The organism is Arthrobacter sp. C9C5 (assembly GCF_013359735.1).
GTDB lineage: Bacteria > Actinomycetota > Actinomycetes > Actinomycetales > Micrococcaceae > Arthrobacter.
On the sequence record NZ_JABFMX010000012.1, the window covers coordinates 65,959 to 81,234 of the forward strand.

Below are 15,276 nucleotides of genomic sequence, written 5' to 3' on the forward strand. Positions count from 1 at the left end.
ATGAGCAAACTGATCTCTTCACCCGCCCGCGCAGCAGAGGCTCCCGCCGCTGACCCGCACGGCCGAATCGACTGGGGCAAAGTCTTTGCCTTCCCCAATCCGGTGAACGAGTACTCCGCGCGGATTACCGCGGCGCTCGTGGTGCTGCTGTCCCTCGTGACGCTCCTGACCGGCTCCGGCTGGGGGCTGGCGGTCATCGCCGCCGGATTCTGGCTGCGGGTGCTGTTCGGGCCGCGGATTTCGCCCTTCGGTGTGCTCTCGGTCAAGGTCCTGACTCCGCTGCTGGGGAAGAAGCGGCTGGTTCCCGGGCCGCCGAAGCGCTTCGCTCAGGGCATCGGAGCTGCCCTGTCCACGGCGGCCGCCATCCTCTTCGCCGCGGGCTTGGCGCCGGTGGCCTGGATCCTGCTCGGGGCCCTGATCGCGGCCGCCTCGCTGGAGGCCTTCGCCGGCTTCTGCCTCGGCTGTGCGATCTTCGGGCTGCTGCAGCGCCGCGGACTCATCCCCGAGGATGTCTGCGAAGCCTGCAACAACATTTCGCTCAGGCGCCCGTAACCGCCGCCAGTCGTGCGGCCATGCCCCTGATAACGTCGGGGGCCTCGAGGGCCGCCAGCCAGTCCGCCGGCAGGCATTCCTCGCCATAGTGCGCCCCCAGGATGTTCCCGGCGATCGAGGCGGTCGAATCGCTGTCGCCGCTGTGGTTCACCGCCACCGCGATCGCGGCCCGGAAGTGCTCCTCCGGGCTGTCGGCAGCCGCCGTCGTCGCCGGTGCGGTGGCCAGCACGGCATAAAGGCCGACGGCGAGCGCCTCCTCGGCCACCCAGCCTTCGCCGAGTTCCCGCACCAGTTCCTCCGCGCCGAGCAGGCCCCCGGAACCCTCGCTTTCGGCCCCGGGCGCTGCTGCGGCGGCTAGGCGCAGGGACGTCGTAAAGCGGTCGACCAGGGCGGCATCCGGCTCCTCACCCTTCGGCAGCGGGCCGTCCTGCAGTTGCGAGAGCGCGGCGCCAGCCGCCTCGTGCAGGTCCTTGCCACTGACCAGCGCATGGATCAGCAGGCTGAACACGCCGGCGCTCTGCCGGGCCGCGGGGTGCCCGTGGGTCAGCGACGCGGCGTCCGCACTCATCTTGTAGACCGCGTCCGCCGGGACGTAGGGAATGAGCCCGAACGGCGCCGAGCGCATCACCGTGCCGCAACCCTTGGAGTCCGGGTTGACCGGCCGGTACACGGTCCCCATTTCCCCGGTCGCGAGGCCGCTGAGGCAGGCATTGCCCGGGGCACGGCGGTGCCGGAGCACTGCGTGGCTGTCTATCCAGCGCGGCGGCTGGAAGGGTGCGGAGTCCGGGAGTGCCTCGCCCTGGCTGCCGAGCCAGCGCAGGTAGGCAAGCCAGAGGCAGGCATTTGTGTCCGCCGCCACGCCCGAGTTGGCCCACTCGAGTGCCTCCAGCAGGCCGTCCACCGTATACAGCGTCATCTGTGTGTCGTCGGAGAAGTGGCTGCCGCCCTCGAGCCCGGTGAAGTCCCGCAGTCCTTCCGGGCCGTAGGTGGCGCGGATCTCGTCGATCTTCGCGAATTCGACGGCGTAGCCCAGCGAATCGCCCAGCGCGCCGCCCAGCAGGCAGCCGTGGATGCGGGACTCATGGGACGGTGCCGGGGCTGCCGCCGCGGTGCTGCCGGGCTCAATGCTCATGCCTTCAAATTTACCCCGGTGCCCGGCCCGGACGGGAACGCGGCGCCGGCTGGGGCGGGTAGGGTGCTGGTGGTGCCAGGTTCGTCGTGGTGCCGCAGCCCCGGACAAAGGACGGACAAGGGAGAGTGATGCGCGAACCAGCGTGGCGCAAGACCGGCAGCACGCCCGACTACAGGTTTACGCTGGCCAACGAGCGGACCTTCCTGGCCTGGGTACGGACCTCGCTGGCCCTGATTGCGGGTGCCCTCGCCATCGACCAGCTGGCCCCCAACATCGCCCCGGGCCCCGTGCGCATCGCCATCTGCGTCGTGCTGGCGGTCCTCGGTGCCGGACTGGCCGCGCTGGCCTACCACCGCTGGGGCCGGATGGAAGCCGCGATGCGCAACGACCGGGAGCTGCCCTACTCCGGGCTGATGCTGGTCATGACCGTCGGCGTCGCCATCGCCGCGCTCACCATCGCCATCCTGATCTTGATCGCACGGTGACCGCGTCGCCACGGGACCCGGGGCTGCAGCCGGAACGCACCACCCTGTCCTGGGGCCGGACCCTGCTGGCCCTCGTCGTCGCGGATTTGTTCATCTGGCGCACCTGGGCGCTGTCCGGCGCGGGGGTTCATGTCGCGGGCCGCTTCGACTACCTCGGACTGTGTGCCGCCGCGGCGCTCGGATCCACCGTGGTCGTCTTTGTCTGCGTCCGGGTGCGCTCCCGGCAGCTGCGCCGCTCCACCGACGCGGCCCCGGCGGCGCTGATGTTCAGTGCGACGGCGGCTGTCCTGGCGCTCGCCGCGAGCACGGTGGCCGCGATCGCGCTCGGGACGTAGCCGCCGCCCGGCCCGGCGGGGCTCCAGCGAACATCCAGCCTCCGCTGGCAGACTCCAAGCAGACCATGACCGCCAGCCAAAGGATCTCCGCGCCATGACCATGCCAGTGCCAGCCTCCGAGCCGGACGTCGCCCAGCCGGCCCTCGTACCCGATGGCGGACAGCCAGGCCTCATCGCTCGGCTGTCCGCCGAGGCACTGGGGACCCTGTTCGTCGCGGTGGTGGGCCTGGGCGTGCCGCTGTTCGCCGTTCCGCAGTACAACCCGATGTCCGCCTCGCTGGCGGCGGGCCTGGCCCTCACGGCGGCCATGCTGGCCTTCGGCTACCTGTCCGGCGGCCATTTCAACCCCGCCGTCACGGTGGGCAATGCGATTGCCGGCCGGACCAGGCCGCTCGACGCCGCCGCCTACCTCGGCGCACAGCTGGCGGGCGCCCTGCTCGGGGCGCTGACGCTGTTCGGCGTGCTGCGCACGGTTCCCAAGCTCAACGGCACGCAGACGGCCTTCGACACGGTCGCGGCGGGTTTTGACAGCCGCTCGGTCATCCAAGCCCCGATGGCCGGCGTGCTGCTGGTCGAGGTGCTCGGCGCCGCCCTGCTGGTGGCGGTGTATCTCGGCACCACCGCGGGACGCAACCCGGCAAAGGCCGCTGCGCCCTTCGCCGTCGGACTGAGCATGGCCGTGCTGCTGCAGCTGGGCCAGAGCATTGGGAACGCCCCGTTCAACCCGGCACGTGCCACGGCGTCCGCGCTCTTCAGCAGCCCGGACGCCCTGGGCCAGCTGTGGCTCTTCTGGGTGGCGCCGCTGGTCGGCGCCGCGGTTGCCGGACTGGTATTCCGGGGGTTCGCGAGCACCTCGGTGCGGGCCGGCGGGGTTTCCGGCGGGCCGGAGCGGGCCGGCGGGGATGCCGACGTCGACGACGACAGTCTTGACGCGGCCCGCGAGCCCGGCGGGCACAACGCCGCGCCGGACGCGCGGGACGCCGCACCGGCAGCGCCGGCGACTCCCGCGACCCCGGCCGATGAAGCCCGCGACTTCTTCGACAAGCGCACCCCGTAACGTCCGTCACCCCTGCCGCCGGGCCGGTGCGCAATAGTGTCGGTGGCAGCCGATAGCGTAGTGGCATGCGGTTATTGCACACCTCGGACTGGCACCTGGGCCGGTCGTTCCACGGCGTCGGGTTGCTCGATGCCCAGCGCGCCTTCATCGACCAACTTGTCGGCGTCGTCCGTGAAGAGTCGGTCGACGTCGTCCTCATCGCGGGCGATGTGTACGACCGTGCGCTGCCCGGCGTCGACGTCGTGGGCCTGCTCGACGACGCCCTGGTGCGGCTGAGCGGCGCCGGGGCGAAGGTGGTGCTGACCAGCGGCAACCATGACTCGGCCATCCGGCTCGGCTTTGCCTCCCGCCTGCTCGAACGCGGGGGAGTGCACCTGCGCACCCGGCTCGCCGAGCTGGACACCCCGCTGCTGCTCCCGCTCTCGAACGACGCCGGGTCGAACGACGCCGGGTCGGAAGACGAGGGCGCCGGGCCGGTGCTGGCGATCTACGGCATTCCCTGGCTGGAGCCGCGGCTGGTCGCCGGGCAGCTGGGAGTCGAGACCGCCAGCCACTTCGAAGTGACCCGCGCCGCCACCGGGCTGGTCCGCGCCGACATCGCAGCCCGGTCCAAGACCCGGACCGTTCATTCGGTGGTGCTCGCCCACACCTTCGCCAGCGGCGGGATCAGCTCCGACAGCGAACGCGACCTGAGCATCGGCGGGGTCGGCGCTGTGCCGCTGGATCTCTTCGACGGCTTCAGCTACACCGCGCTGGGCCACCTGCACGGCCGGCAGTCGCTCTCGCCCGCCGTCCGCTATTCCGGCTCACCGCTGGCCTACTCGTTCTCCGAAGCGAGGCACCAGAAGGGCGGCTGGCTGATCGACGTCGATGCCAGCGGCGTCACCGCCGTCACCGAAGTCCTGTGGGAAGCGCCCCGCCGCCTCGCCACGTTGCGCGGCAAACTGGACGAGCTGCTCACGGACGAGGAGTTCGCCTGGGCCGAGGGAGCGTACTGCCAGATCACGCTGACCGACGCGCAACGCCCGAACCAGGCCATGGAACGGCTGCGGGCGCGTTTCCCCGACACCCTCGTCCTGGGCTTCGACCCCGAGGGCGCCGAGGCTTCCGCCAAGACCAGCTACAGCAGCCGGCTGGCCCAGGCCGGGGACGATCTCTCGATCTGCTGCGGGTTCCTGGAACATGTCCGGGGCCGCGCCGCCGACGAGGCCGAGTCCGGAGTCTTGGCCGAAGCCCTCGAAGCCGTCCGACTGGAAGGGGTGTCCCGGTGAGGATCCACCGCCTGGAAATTTCCGCGTTCGGCCCCTTCGCCGGCACGGAGCACATTGACTTCGACCGGCTCAGCACGCACGGTCTCTTCCTGCTCAACGGCGCCACCGGCGCGGGAAAGACCAGCGTCCTGGATGCCATCTGCTTCGCCCTCTACGGCTCCGTGCCCGGCGCCCGGCAGGAGGGCAAGCGGCTGCGCAGCGACCACGCGGACCCCGCCGCCGAGCCGCGCGTCACCTGCGAGTTCTCCGCCCAGGGCAGGCACTTCGAAGTATCCCGGACGCCCGCCTGGAACAAGCCCAGCGCCCGGGGCAAGAACGGCTTCACCGAGCAGAAAGCCAACACCCTGCTGCGCGAGCGGGTGGACGGCGAGTGGCTGGAAAAGTCCGGCCGCAATGACGAGGCAGGTGCCGAAATCACCGCCCTGCTGGGCATGGACCGGGAGCAGTTCACCCGGGTGGTGATGCTGCCCCAGGGCGACTTCGCCGCCTTCTTGCGCTCCAAGGCCTCCGACCGGCTGGTGCTGCTCCAAAGCCTTTTCGGCACCCAGCGCTTCGAAGCGGTGGAACAGGAACTGGGCCGGCGCGCCGCTGCGGCCCGCACCGAGGTGGAAAGCCTCAACAACAAGCTCGAACTGCTGCTGGCCCAGGCCGAAGCGGAAACCGCGGGTCTGGGCCTTGAGCTGGACGGGGCCCCCGGCCGCGACGACGCCGACCAGCTGCTGGCCTGGCTTGAGGCCAGCGCCGGCTCGGCCGCCGGGGAACGCCAGGCCGCCGCGGTCGAGGCCGAGCGGCTCGGCGCCGAGTTGGCGGGCCGCCTCGAGGGCACGGCGGCGCGCGCCGCGCGGCAGGCAAAACTTGCGGCGGCCGAGCACCGCCGGGCCGCCGCCGAGGCAGCAGCCCCGGAGCTGCGGGAGAAGGCCGCACTGCTGGAACAGCACCGGAAGGCCGAAGTGCTTGGCGGCCAGCTGCAGGCGGTAGACAGTGCCGAGGCGGCCGAGGAACGCGCGGCCGTGGCCGCCGCCGGCGCGGCCGCGGAACTGCGGGCCGCGGCGCTCACCGACCCGGAGCTGGCCGCGTTGCCGGCCGCCCTTTCGGATTCCGGCGGACCGGCCGACGAGACGCTTCTCGAAGGATCCGTGCTGCGGAGCGAGCTCGGCCGGCTGCGCTCCCTCCGGGCGGTCCTGGAGGAGCGGCTGCCGGACGAGGATCGGCTTGCCGTTCTGATTGGCCGCAGCGCCGAACTGCAGCTCACCCTGGACGGGCTGCACACAGCCAGCCGATCCGGCGCCGCTGCCCTGGACGCCCTGCGCGCCGAGTCCGCCGGACTCCTTGCCGTCCTGGCCCCGCTCGAAGAGCTTGCCGCCGAAGTCCAGCTGCGCACCAAGGAAGCCGCCGCCGCGGAAGAGCTGGTCGCCATCGTGGCCCGCCATGCCTCCGCCGCGGAGAAGTGTGCACGGATCACTGACCGCCACCGCGTGGCCCGCGACAGTCACCAGGACCGCCGGCAGCGCTGGCTGGACCTCCGGGAAGAGCGGCTCGCCAATGCCGCCGCGGAACTCGCGGCCCAGCTGCTCCCGGACGAGCCGTGCCCGGTCTGCGGCAGCGCCGAGCACCCCGCTCCCGCTCCGGCCGCGGCGTCCGCCCTGGCCATCGCCGAGGCTGAAAAGGCCGCGCAGGAGGACGCCGAGGCGGCCGAGGCTGTGCTGTCGGCGCTGGAACGTGAACTTGGCGAAGCCCAGCAGGATCTTGCCGTGCTGGCCGCCCAGGGCGGCGACACCGAGCCCGACGTGGCCCGCAGTGACGCCGCACGCGCGAAAGAGCGGTCGGCCGAAGCCACCCGCGCCGCCGCGGAGTTGGCGGCCAACCGGGCCCGGCGTTCGGAGCTGGAAGAGGAGATCCTGGCCGCGGAGCAGGCCCGGACGGCGGCCGCTTCCGGGATCGCGCAGACCGAATCCACCATTAGCGAGGTCCTCGGACAGGTCGAGGGCCTTGAGGCCGCCCTGGCGGGCCTGCGCGCCGGGCACGCGAGCCTCGGCAAGCGCCTCGTCTCCGTTCGCGGAACGACGGCTCTGCTCGAACGCGCCGATGCGGCCGCCGGCAGCCTTGAACAGGCCCGGGCGCGGACCGCTGATGCGCGTGCCCAACTTGAGCGGGCGCTCCCGGACGCCGGCTTCGAGTCGGCGTCCGCGGCCCGTTCGGTGCTCCTGCCGGCACCGGATGCGGCCGGGTTGGAAGCCGCCGTCCGTGCCGGGCAGGACGAAGCCGCCCGGCTTACGGAACTCTTTGCCGGGGAGGAACTCGCCCTGGCCGCCCGGGAGCTGGCCACGGACGGCCCCGTGGACGGCGCCGTGCTCGATCAGCTCCGGGCCGAATGTGCCGCGGCGGAACGCAACGCCCGGGATGCTGTACTGGCCTCCGGGCTTGCCGGGAAGTCGGTGCGGACCCTGGGCCGGATCTCCGCCGAGTATGCGGAGCACGCGGCTGCCGGCCGGGAGCCCCGGGAACGGGCAGCGCTGTGGACCGCCGTGGCCGAGGCGGCCCGCGGCGGCGGAGACAACAGCTACCGGATGAGCCTGAACAGCTACGTGCTCGCGGCCAGGCTGGAGCAGGTGGCGGCCGCGGCCTCGGAGCGGCTGATCGGCATGAGCGACGGCCGCTACACCCTGCAGCACACCGACGCCAAGGCGGCCCGGGGGCAGAAATCCGGGTTGGGCCTCGAAGTCGTGGACCAGTGGACCGGCCAGCGCCGCGACACCGCCACGCTCTCCGGCGGCGAATCCTTCATGGCGTCGCTCGCGTTGGCCCTCGGTCTCGCGGACGTGGTGCAGATGGAATCCGGCGGCGTGGACATCGAGACGCTCTTCGTGGACGAGGGCTTCGGCAGCCTCGACGAACAGTCCCTCGAACAGGTCATGGACGCGCTCGAAGGACTCCGCGACGGCGGCCGGGTCGTGGGCCTAGTGAGCCACGTCGCGGAAATGAAGCAGCGCATCACCACCCAGCTCCAAGTGGTCAAGGGCCGCAACGGATCCACCCTGCACATCTCCGACGACACCCCGGCCTGAGGCCCGCCGGCTCGGGTACAATCGGAGGGTTACCGGGTCGCGCGCATCGGGAGGAGGGACGATGCGCACTATCGAACGAACCCGGAATCATGAACCCTTCACCGTCTTCCACGACGTCCCTGTCCGTTGCGCCCGCGGCACCCCGCAGCGGCGGCCGCTTTGCCCGGCTGCCCCTGCTCGCCGGACGGAGTTTCATCCCGCTGGGGCTTTTCGCCCGTCTCCCGCTGGCCATGCTGACCGTCGGCGCCCTCACCCTCGTCACCGCAGTCACCGACTCCTATGCCGTGGGCGGCGCCGCTGCCGGCGCCGTCGGCATCGGCTCGGCACTCGGCGCCCCGGTGCTGGGCGCCGTCGCCGACCGGCTGGGCCAACGCCCCGTCCTGCTCTTCTCCGCAGTCTTTAACACGGTCGCCGTGACCGCCCTGATCCTCGCCGCATACCTGGTCCCGAGCGGCCGGGAGCTGGCCGCGGCCGTGCCGGTGCTTGCCGCGGCTTTCGTGGCGGGCGCCAGCTGCCCGCAGGTCGGCCCGCTGGCACGGGTCCGCTGGATGGCCCTGAGCGCCCGCGGCGGCGGACACGCTGAAGACCTGGACACCGCCCTGTCCTATGAGAGCACCGCCGACGAGCTGACCTTTGTGCTCGGCCCGGCCCTGGTGGGCATCCTCGCCAGCCTCCTCAGCCCCTGGTTGCCGCTCGCGCTGGCCGCCGCGCTCACCCTCACCCTGGTTCCCGCGTTCGCCGTGCACCCGACGCACCGCGCGGTGCCGCGCACACCGGCACGGAGCCGCGCGGCCTCGGACGCCGCCCGGCAGCAACGGAGGGCCCTCACCACCGGGCAGCGCGCGGCAAGCTTCGCCGCCGTCGGGCTGCCGGTCCTGGCCATGGTCTGCATGGGCACCTTCTTCGGATCGACCCAGACCTCCCTCAGTTCCTTCTCGGCGAGCTTCGCCACCTCGGAGCTGGCCGGACTGCTCTACGCGGTGATGGGCCTGAGCTCCGCCGCCGCGGCGCTCTCCGTGGCGTACTGGCCGCGGCGGTTCAGCGTCCACGCCCGCTGGCTGGCCTGCGCGGCGCTGATGACCGGGCTCGCGGCCCTGTTGCTCTTGCCCTCGGCGGCCCTGCCGATGATCCTGGTGCTGCTGGTCCTGGGCCTGCCGGTGGGTCCGCTGATGGTCACCGTGTTCGCGATCGGCGGCGTCGTGGCCCCGGCAGGGAAACTTGGCACGGTGATGACGGCGCTGGCCAGCGGCATTGTCGCCGGCACAGCGCTGGGCTCGTCCATCGCCGGCCAGCTGGCACAGAACTCCGGCTATTCGGCCGCGTTCCTGGTTCCGGTCTGCGCCGCGGCGGCGCTGTTGCTGCTCGGAGCGGCAGCCGCCGTCGTCCTCCAGCGACGGAACAAGACGACGGCGGCCGCCGCGTAGCCAGCCGGCTAGAGCTGGGAGCCGAGTTTGAAGCCGCGCTCCTCGCCTGGTTCACGGGTGTAGGCGAAGCCGTCGGCGCCGACGGTGACGGCCATTTCGCTGCTGTCGGTGCGGATCACGAGCGGCTGCGGCTTGCCGTCGAGGTCCAGGACCAGGGAGGCCTCGGTGTACCAGCTCGGGACCACGGGGTTGCCCCACCAGTCGCGGCGCTGGTTGTCGTGCACGTCCCAGGTCACCGTGGGGTTGTCCGGATCGCCGGTGTAGTAGTCCTGGGTGTAGATCTCCACGCGGTGGCCGTCGGGGTCCAGGATGTAGAGGTAGAAGGCGTTGGACACGCCGTGCCGCCCGGGTCCGCGCTCGATCCGGTCCGAGATCCGCAGTGCGCCCATCTTGTCGCAGATCTGGATGATGTTGTGCTTCTCGTGGGTGGAGAAGGCGATGTGGTGCATCCGGGGCCCGTCGCCGCCGGTGAGGGCGGTGTCGTGCACGGTCTGCTTGCGGTGCATCCAGGCCGCGTAGGTCACGCCCGCGGAGTCCTTGATGTCCTCGGAAACCCGGAAGCCCAGGTCCTCCAGGTACTTCCGGCCGCGCGGGACGTCGGGGGTGACCTGGTTGAAGTGGTCCAGCCGCACCAGTTCGCCGGCGCTGTAGAGGTCGTAGCGCTGGGTGAGGCGCTCCACGTGCTCGACCTCGTAGAAGAACTCGTAGGGGAAGCCCAGCGGGTCCTCCACCCGGACGGCATCGCCGATCCCGCGGGCGAAGCCGTCCTTGCGCCGCTCCGTGCGGCAGCCCATTTCGGCGAAGTAGGCCTCGGCCTTGTCCACGTCTTCAGGGGTGCGGACCCGGTAGGCGAACGCGGCGGCGGCGGCCACGGGGCCCTTGCGCAGCACCAGGTTGTGGTGGATGAACTCCTCGAAGGAACGCAGGTAGATCGCGTCCTCGTCCTCGTAGGTGACGTGCAGGCCCAGCAGGTCCACATAGAACGCGCGGGATTTTTCCAAGTCGGTGACCACGAGGTCCATGTAGGCGCAGCGGACAATGTCCGGCGCGGGGACCGTGGGGGTGATGATGTCGTTGGCCATGATGTGACTCCTCTTTGAGCTGGCGGGTGCGGTGGCGGACGGCGGTAGCGTCAGTGCTGCGTCAGTTTTGCGCCGTGGCGCCGAACTTCGGGGTGTGGACGCTGCCCAGGGTGATGTGGACGGCCTGCTGGTCGGTGTAGAAATCGATCGAACGGTAGCCGCCCTCGTGGCCCAGGCCGGAGGCCTTGACCCCGCCGAAGGGGGTGCGCAGGTCCCGGACGTTGTGGCTGTTGAGCCAGACCATGCCCGCCTCGAGGTTCTGCGAGAAGGTGTGCGCCCGGGTCAGGTCGTTGGTCCAGACGTAGCCGGCCAGGCCGTACCGGGTGTTGTTCGCCAGGGCCAGCGCCTCGGCGTCGTCCTCGAACGGGGTGATCGCCACGACCGGGCCGAAGATCTCCTCCTGGAAGATCCGGGCGTCCGGCTTCACGTCGGCGAAGACCGTGGGCGCGATGTAGTTGCCGTTTTCTTGCCCTGCGGGCATGTTCTCGGGACGCCCGCCGCCGGCCAGCAGCCGGCCCTCGCCCTTCCCGATCTCGACGTACCGGGCGACCTTCTCGTAGTGCTCCGGGTGCACCAGCGCCCCGACCTCTGTTTTCGGGTCGTGCGGGTCACCGACCACGATGTTCTTCGCGCGGGCGGCGTACTTCTCGCAGAACTCCTCGTAGATGCCGCGCTGGACCAGGATCCGGGAGCCGGCCGTGCAGCGCTCGCCGTTGAGCGAGAAGACGCCGAAGAGGGTGGAGTCGATCGCGGCGTCGAGGTCGGCGTCGTCGAAGATAATCGCCGGGCTCTTGCCGCCGAGCTCCATCGACAGGCCCTTGAGGTTCTCCGCGGCGTTGCGGAAGATCGTCTTGCCGGTGGTGGTTTCGCCGGTAAAGGAAATCAGCGGCACGTCCGGGTGCTTGACCAGGGCGTCGCCGGCTTCCTCGCCGAGGCCGTTGACCAGGTTGAAGACGCCGTCGGGCAGGCCGGCGTCCTTGAAGATCTTCGCCCAGAGCGAGGCGGAGAGCGGCGTGAATTCGGCCGGCTTGAGCACCACGCAGTTGCCGGTGGCCAGCGCCGGTGCGAGCTTCCAGGACTCCAGCATGAACGGCGTGTTCCACGGCGTGATCAGGCCGGCGACGCCGATCGGCTTGCGGTTGACGTAGTTGATCTGCGCGCCGGGGACCTTCATGGCGTCGTCGAACTGGGCCACGATCAGGTCGGCGAAGAAGCGGAAGTTCTCCGCGGCCCGCAGCGCCTGGCCCTTGGCCTGGGTGATCGGCAGGCCGGTGTCGAAGGTCTCCAGCTGCGCCAGCCGGGTCTCCTGGGCCTCGACGGCGTCGGCGATCCTGTTCAGGACGCGGGCGCGTTCGCGCGGTTTCATCCTGGGCCACGGGCCCTCGGTGAAGGCGCGGCGGGCGGCGGCGACGGCGAGGTCGACGTCCTCCTGCTGCCCGGCCGCGGCGGTGGCGTACGTCTCGTTGGAGACGGGGTCCAGGACATCGAAGGTCTTGCCGCTGACGGAGTCGACGAACTCGCCGTTGATGTAGTGCTGGATGCGGGTGGGCAAATCGTCCGGGATGTAGTGCTCAGCCATGGGTCAATCCTTTGCTTCGGCGTTGAAGTTGCGGTGTGCTGCGGTGTGCTGCGGTGCAGCTGTTATTTGGCGATCCGGAAGCCGTCAACCGGGGAGAGGTAGTCCCGGCCGGCCTCCATCAGTTCGGTGATTTTCTTCAGCCCGGCGTCGGTGGGCGTGATCAGCGGCGGCCGGACGTAGTCGGAGGAGATCAGCCCGGCCTCGGCCATCAGCCATTTGCTGGGCGCCGGGTTGGTCTCGACGAACAATAGGTCCACGAGCGGGTGGACGCCGTAGTGGATTTTCCGGGCGGTCTCGAAGTCGCCTTCGACCCAGGCCTGGTACATGTCCGCGGAGGCCTTCGGGGCGATGTTTGCCAGCGCCGAGATGAAGCCGACGCCGCCGATCGCCATCAGCGGCAGGCACAGCAGTTCGATGCCGGACCAGACCAGCAGGTCCTTGCCGGCCAGGTGCATGACGCGGGAGAAGTGCTCGAAGTCCTTGGTGGTCTCCTTGATTCCGACGATGTTGTCGAAGTCGCGGAACAGCCGTGCCACGGTTTCGGGGGCCATGTCCACCGCGGTGCGGGACGGCACGTTGTAGATCACGAACGGCATCTGCGGGAACTCGGTGGCAATCGTGGCGTACCAGCGGTACAGCGCCTCCTGCGTGGGACGGGAGTAGTACGGCGTGATGATCATCGACGCGTCCGCGCCGGCGTCGACGGCGGCCTGGGTCAGCTCCAGCGTTTCGGGGAGCTTCGCCGTGCCGGTGCCGGCCATGAACGGCACACGGTCGCCGATCGCCTCGGCGGTGGCGCGGATGGCGGCGGCGCGTTCCTCGACGGACTGGGCGCTGGGCTCGCCGGTGGACCCGCCGATCGTGATGCCGGAGGAGCCGCTGGCGATCTGCCATTCGACCATGTTCCGCAGGCTGTCGTGGTCGACGTCGCCGGACGCGGTGAACGGGGTGAACATCGCGGCGAGGGAGCCTTTGAGGTGCTGCTGGGGGTCGGAACGGAACTTCATTGTTTTTCCTTATCGTTCGGGGGAGGGGCGGCCGGGCCGGCCCGCTGTGGTCAGGGGGATGGCGCCCGGTGGGCGAGGTAGGCATCGAGGGTGGCGGCGCGGTGCGCGCGGGCCGCGCGTTCGACGTCGTCCGCCGGGGCGCCCGCCTCCAGCAGCCGGAGCAGTGACTCGTGTTCCTCGACCGACTGGCGGGCGCGGCCGGGCACGTAGCTGAAGGTGGAGGAGCGCAGCGCCTGCAGCCGGTTCCAGCCGCGGTGCACTAGGTCGAGGATGTGCGGGTTGGGGCAGTGCTCGAACAAGACGCTGTGGAAGTCCCGGTTCAGGCTGGTGAAGCGCACCGGGTCGAAGTTCGCCAGGCACTCGCGCATCAGTTCGTTCACCGCGCGGGCCCGGGCGATGTCCGCGGCGGAGATCAGCGGTGCGGACAACGCCGTCGCGGCGCCTTCGACGATCCCCAGGGTCTGCATTGTGTAGAGGTATTCGGTGGGATCGATGCCGGCCACGGTGGCGCCGACATTGCGTTCGAACACCACGAGGTTTTCCGCCTCGAGCCGCCGGATGGCTTCGCGGACCGGGACGACGCTGAAGCCCAGCTCCTCGGCGATCTTGGCCAGCACCAGCCGGTAGCCGGGGGAGTACTCGCCGCTGAGGATGCTGGCCTTGACCGCCGCGTACGCCTGCTCCGACTTGCTCGAGGTGGCGCCAGCCGGGCCAGCCGTGCCAGCCGGGCCAGCCGTGCCAGCCGTGCTCACGGTGCTGGTCATGGCTGGGACGGTCCGCGGTCCGCGGCCCACGCCTGGTATTTTTCCTGCCACTGCGCGTTCATCGGGTACAGGCCGTCCACGCTGTGCCCGGCGGCGACCATCTCGGCGATGAACGTCTCCTCGGCCTCCTGGACCAGGGCGTCGTCGGCCACTTCCTCGGCGAGTGCCGGCGGGATCACAAGGATGCCGTCCGCGTCACCCACGATGATGTCCCCGGGCTGCACCGTGGCGCCGCCGCAGGAAATGGTGAGGTCCACGTCCCACGGGATGTGACGCCGGCCCAGGACGGCGGGGTGCGCGTTCGCGAAGAACGTGGGCATGTCCAGGGCGCCGACGGCGGTGACGTCGCGGACGCCGCCGTCGGTGATGACGGCCACGGCACCGTTGACCTGGGCGCGCAGGGCCAGGATGTCCCCGACCGTCCCGGTGCCCTTTTCGCCGCGGGCCTCCATGACGAGGATCTCGCCTTCCCGGAGCGAGTCGATGGCGCGTTTCTGGGCGTTGAAGCCGCCGCCGTGGCTCTTGAACAGGTCCTCGCGGTTGGGCACGTAGCGCAGGGTCCGGGCCACCCCGACGACGGTGCGGTCCGGCCGGGTCGAATGCAGGCCGTCGATGCTGACGTTGTTCAGCCCGCGCTTGCGCAGTTGGGAGCTCAGGGTTGCGGTGGCGACGGACTCGAGCTTGGCCTTCAGCTCGGGGGTCAGCGCACTCTTCGGTGCAGTCGGTGCGGCCGCTGCGGCCGGTTCGGCGGCCGCCGCCGGCGTGCCGTACGCCTCGGCGCGCTGGGCCTCGTCGCTGCGCGGCTGCGCGCCGTAGCCGGCGAGCGGCACGGTGCCCTGGACCGCCGTCGTCGTCAGCCGGCCGGTGGTGAGACCCGACGCCGGGGCGTCCACCTCGACCTCCATCACGTCGCCCGGCTGGGCCACGGAGGCGCCGGCGGGCGTCCCGGTCAGGATGATGTCGCCCGGTTCCAGGGTGAGGAGCTGGGAGAGGTCCGCGACGAGCCGGGCGAAGGGGAACAGCAGCGTGCCGGTGCTGTCCTCCTGCACCAGTTCGCCGTTGAGCCAGGTGCGGACGCGGAGGGCCGCCGGGTCGACCTCGGCGGCCGGGAGGAGGCCCGGCCCCACGGGGGTGAAGCCGTCCCCGCCCTTGGAACGCAGGTTGGAGCCCTTGTCCGCATAGCGCAGGTCGTAGACGCCGAGGTCGTTGGAGGCGGTGACGAAGCCGACGTGGCGCCAGGCTTCGTCCGGGGAAACGCGGCGGGCCCGGCTGCCGATCACCAGCGCCACCTCGCCCTCAAAGGCCAGGAGTTCGCAGCCGGCGGGGCGTTCGACCGTGCCGCCGGAGAGGCTCAGCGAGGAGGACGGCTTCAGGAAGTAGGAGGGCTGCTCCGGGGTGCGCCCGCGCTGGGCGGCGCGGCTGGGGTAGTTGATGTGCACCGCGATGACCTTGCCGGCGGCGGCCAGGGCGTCCTGCGAAAGCTGCTCCATCGCATCTCCTCATTGAGTATGAAATCGTATACG

The 15,276-nt window shown here is 70.9% G+C and carries 13 protein-coding genes; 7 read left to right on the forward strand and 6 right to left on the reverse strand.

Annotated features, from left to right (window positions below; all coding sequences use genetic code 11):
- Nucleotides 1–552: a DUF4395 domain-containing protein gene (locus tag HNO80_RS11020; protein WP_175322899.1), complete on the forward strand. Its 552-nt coding sequence runs from the start codon at nt 1–3 to the stop codon at nt 550–552.
- Here the strand turns inward: HNO80_RS11020 and HNO80_RS11025 are convergent.
- Nucleotides 539–1,684, reverse strand: coding sequence for an ADP-ribosylglycohydrolase family protein (locus tag HNO80_RS11025; RefSeq protein ID WP_175322900.1), 1,146 nt, complete (start codon nt 1,682–1,684; stop codon nt 539–541). The two genes, HNO80_RS11020 and HNO80_RS11025, sit on opposite strands and share 14 nt — an antisense overlap.
- A 128-nt stretch (nt 1,685–1,812) precedes the next feature.
- Between HNO80_RS11025 and HNO80_RS11030 the strand changes: the two genes are divergently transcribed.
- The 6 genes from HNO80_RS11030 (at nt 1,813) to HNO80_RS11055 (ending at nt 9,321) form a co-directional block, all read left to right on the forward strand.
- Entirely contained in the window at nt 1,813–2,169 is a 357-nt protein-coding gene (locus HNO80_RS11030; protein WP_175322901.1) for a YidH family protein, read from the forward strand.
- Nucleotides 2,166–2,504 (forward strand): DUF202 domain-containing protein, encoded by a 339-nt coding sequence (locus HNO80_RS11035; protein WP_175322902.1) that lies wholly within the window; start codon nt 2,166–2,168, stop codon nt 2,502–2,504. Before HNO80_RS11030 ends, HNO80_RS11035 begins: the two co-directional genes overlap by 4 nt.
- Before the next feature lie 94 nt (nt 2,505–2,598).
- Nucleotides 2,599–3,561, forward strand: a complete 963-nt coding sequence (locus tag HNO80_RS11040; RefSeq protein ID WP_175322903.1) for an MIP/aquaporin family protein — start codon at nt 2,599–2,601, stop codon at nt 3,559–3,561.
- Between the two features lie 65 nt (nt 3,562–3,626).
- Nucleotides 3,627–4,832, forward strand: a complete 1,206-nt coding sequence (locus tag HNO80_RS11045; protein ID WP_175322904.1) for an exonuclease SbcCD subunit D — start codon at nt 3,627–3,629, stop codon at nt 4,830–4,832.
- The gene (locus HNO80_RS11050) at nt 4,829–7,897 is read left to right on the forward strand and encodes an AAA family ATPase (protein ID WP_175322905.1); all 3,069 of its coding nucleotides are present in this window, start codon (nt 4,829–4,831) and stop codon (nt 7,895–7,897) included. The genes HNO80_RS11045 and HNO80_RS11050 overlap by 4 nt, the downstream gene beginning before the upstream one ends.
- An 89-nt stretch (nt 7,898–7,986) precedes the next feature.
- Nucleotides 7,987–9,321, forward strand: coding sequence for an MFS transporter (locus HNO80_RS11055; RefSeq protein WP_175322906.1), 1,335 nt, complete (start codon nt 7,987–7,989; stop codon nt 9,319–9,321).
- 8 nt (nt 9,322–9,329) lie between these two features.
- Here the strand turns inward: HNO80_RS11055 and hpaD are convergent, their stop codons facing one another.
- From hpaD to HNO80_RS11080, 5 genes are all read right to left on the reverse strand, one after another.
- Nucleotides 9,330–10,403: a 3,4-dihydroxyphenylacetate 2,3-dioxygenase gene (gene hpaD, locus HNO80_RS11060; RefSeq protein ID WP_175322907.1), complete on the reverse strand. Its 1,074-nt coding sequence runs from the start codon at nt 10,401–10,403 to the stop codon at nt 9,330–9,332.
- Between the two features lie 61 nt (nt 10,404–10,464).
- Nucleotides 10,465–11,982 carry a 5-carboxymethyl-2-hydroxymuconate semialdehyde dehydrogenase gene (gene hpaE, locus HNO80_RS11065; RefSeq protein ID WP_175322908.1) on the reverse strand — a complete coding sequence of 506 codons (1,518 nt, stop codon included), beginning with the start codon at nt 11,980–11,982 and terminating at the stop codon, nt 10,465–10,467.
- A gap of 62 nt (nt 11,983–12,044) precedes the next feature.
- Nucleotides 12,045–12,989 (reverse strand): 4-hydroxy-tetrahydrodipicolinate synthase, encoded by a 945-nt coding sequence (dapA, locus tag HNO80_RS11070; RefSeq protein WP_175322909.1) that lies wholly within the window; start codon nt 12,987–12,989, stop codon nt 12,045–12,047.
- Nucleotides 12,990–13,039: 50 nt separating this feature from the next.
- Nucleotides 13,040–13,753 (reverse strand): GntR family transcriptional regulator, encoded by a 714-nt coding sequence (locus HNO80_RS11075; protein ID WP_175322910.1) that lies wholly within the window; start codon nt 13,751–13,753, stop codon nt 13,040–13,042.
- A complete protein-coding gene (locus HNO80_RS11080; protein WP_175322911.1) occupies nt 13,750–15,243 on the reverse strand; it encodes a fumarylacetoacetate hydrolase family protein in 1,494 nt (497 codons plus the stop codon). Before HNO80_RS11080 ends, HNO80_RS11075 begins: the two co-directional genes overlap by 4 nt.
- Nucleotides 15,244–15,276 lie beyond the last annotated feature (33 nt).

Coding starts and splice junctions, on each gene's coding strand:
- HNO80_RS11020 (WP_175322899.1), top strand. CDS start 1: ATGAGCAAACTGATCTCTTCACCCGCCCGCGCAGCAGAGGCTCCCGCC.
- HNO80_RS11025 (WP_175322900.1), bottom strand. CDS start 1,684: ATGAGCATTGAGCCCGGCAGCACCGCGGCGGCAGCCCCGGCACCGTCC.
- HNO80_RS11030 (WP_175322901.1), top strand. CDS start 1,813: ATGCGCGAACCAGCGTGGCGCAAGACCGGCAGCACGCCCGACTACAGG.
- HNO80_RS11040 (WP_175322903.1), top strand. CDS start 2,599: ATGACCATGCCAGTGCCAGCCTCCGAGCCGGACGTCGCCCAGCCGGCC.
- HNO80_RS11045 (WP_175322904.1), top strand. CDS start 3,627: ATGCGGTTATTGCACACCTCGGACTGGCACCTGGGCCGGTCGTTCCAC.
- HNO80_RS11055 (WP_175322906.1), top strand. CDS start 7,987: ATGAACCCTTCACCGTCTTCCACGACGTCCCTGTCCGTTGCGCCCGCG.
- hpaD (WP_175322907.1), bottom strand. CDS start 10,403: ATGGCCAACGACATCATCACCCCCACGGTCCCCGCGCCGGACATTGTC.
- hpaE (WP_175322908.1), bottom strand. CDS start 11,982: ATGGCTGAGCACTACATCCCGGACGATTTGCCCACCCGCATCCAGCAC.
- dapA (WP_175322909.1), bottom strand. CDS start 12,989: ATGAAGTTCCGTTCCGACCCCCAGCAGCACCTCAAAGGCTCCCTCGCC.
- HNO80_RS11075 (WP_175322910.1), bottom strand. CDS start 13,753: ATGACCAGCACCGTGAGCACGGCTGGCACGGCTGGCCCGGCTGGCACG.
- HNO80_RS11080 (WP_175322911.1), bottom strand. CDS start 15,243: ATGGAGCAGCTTTCGCAGGACGCCCTGGCCGCCGCCGGCAAGGTCATC.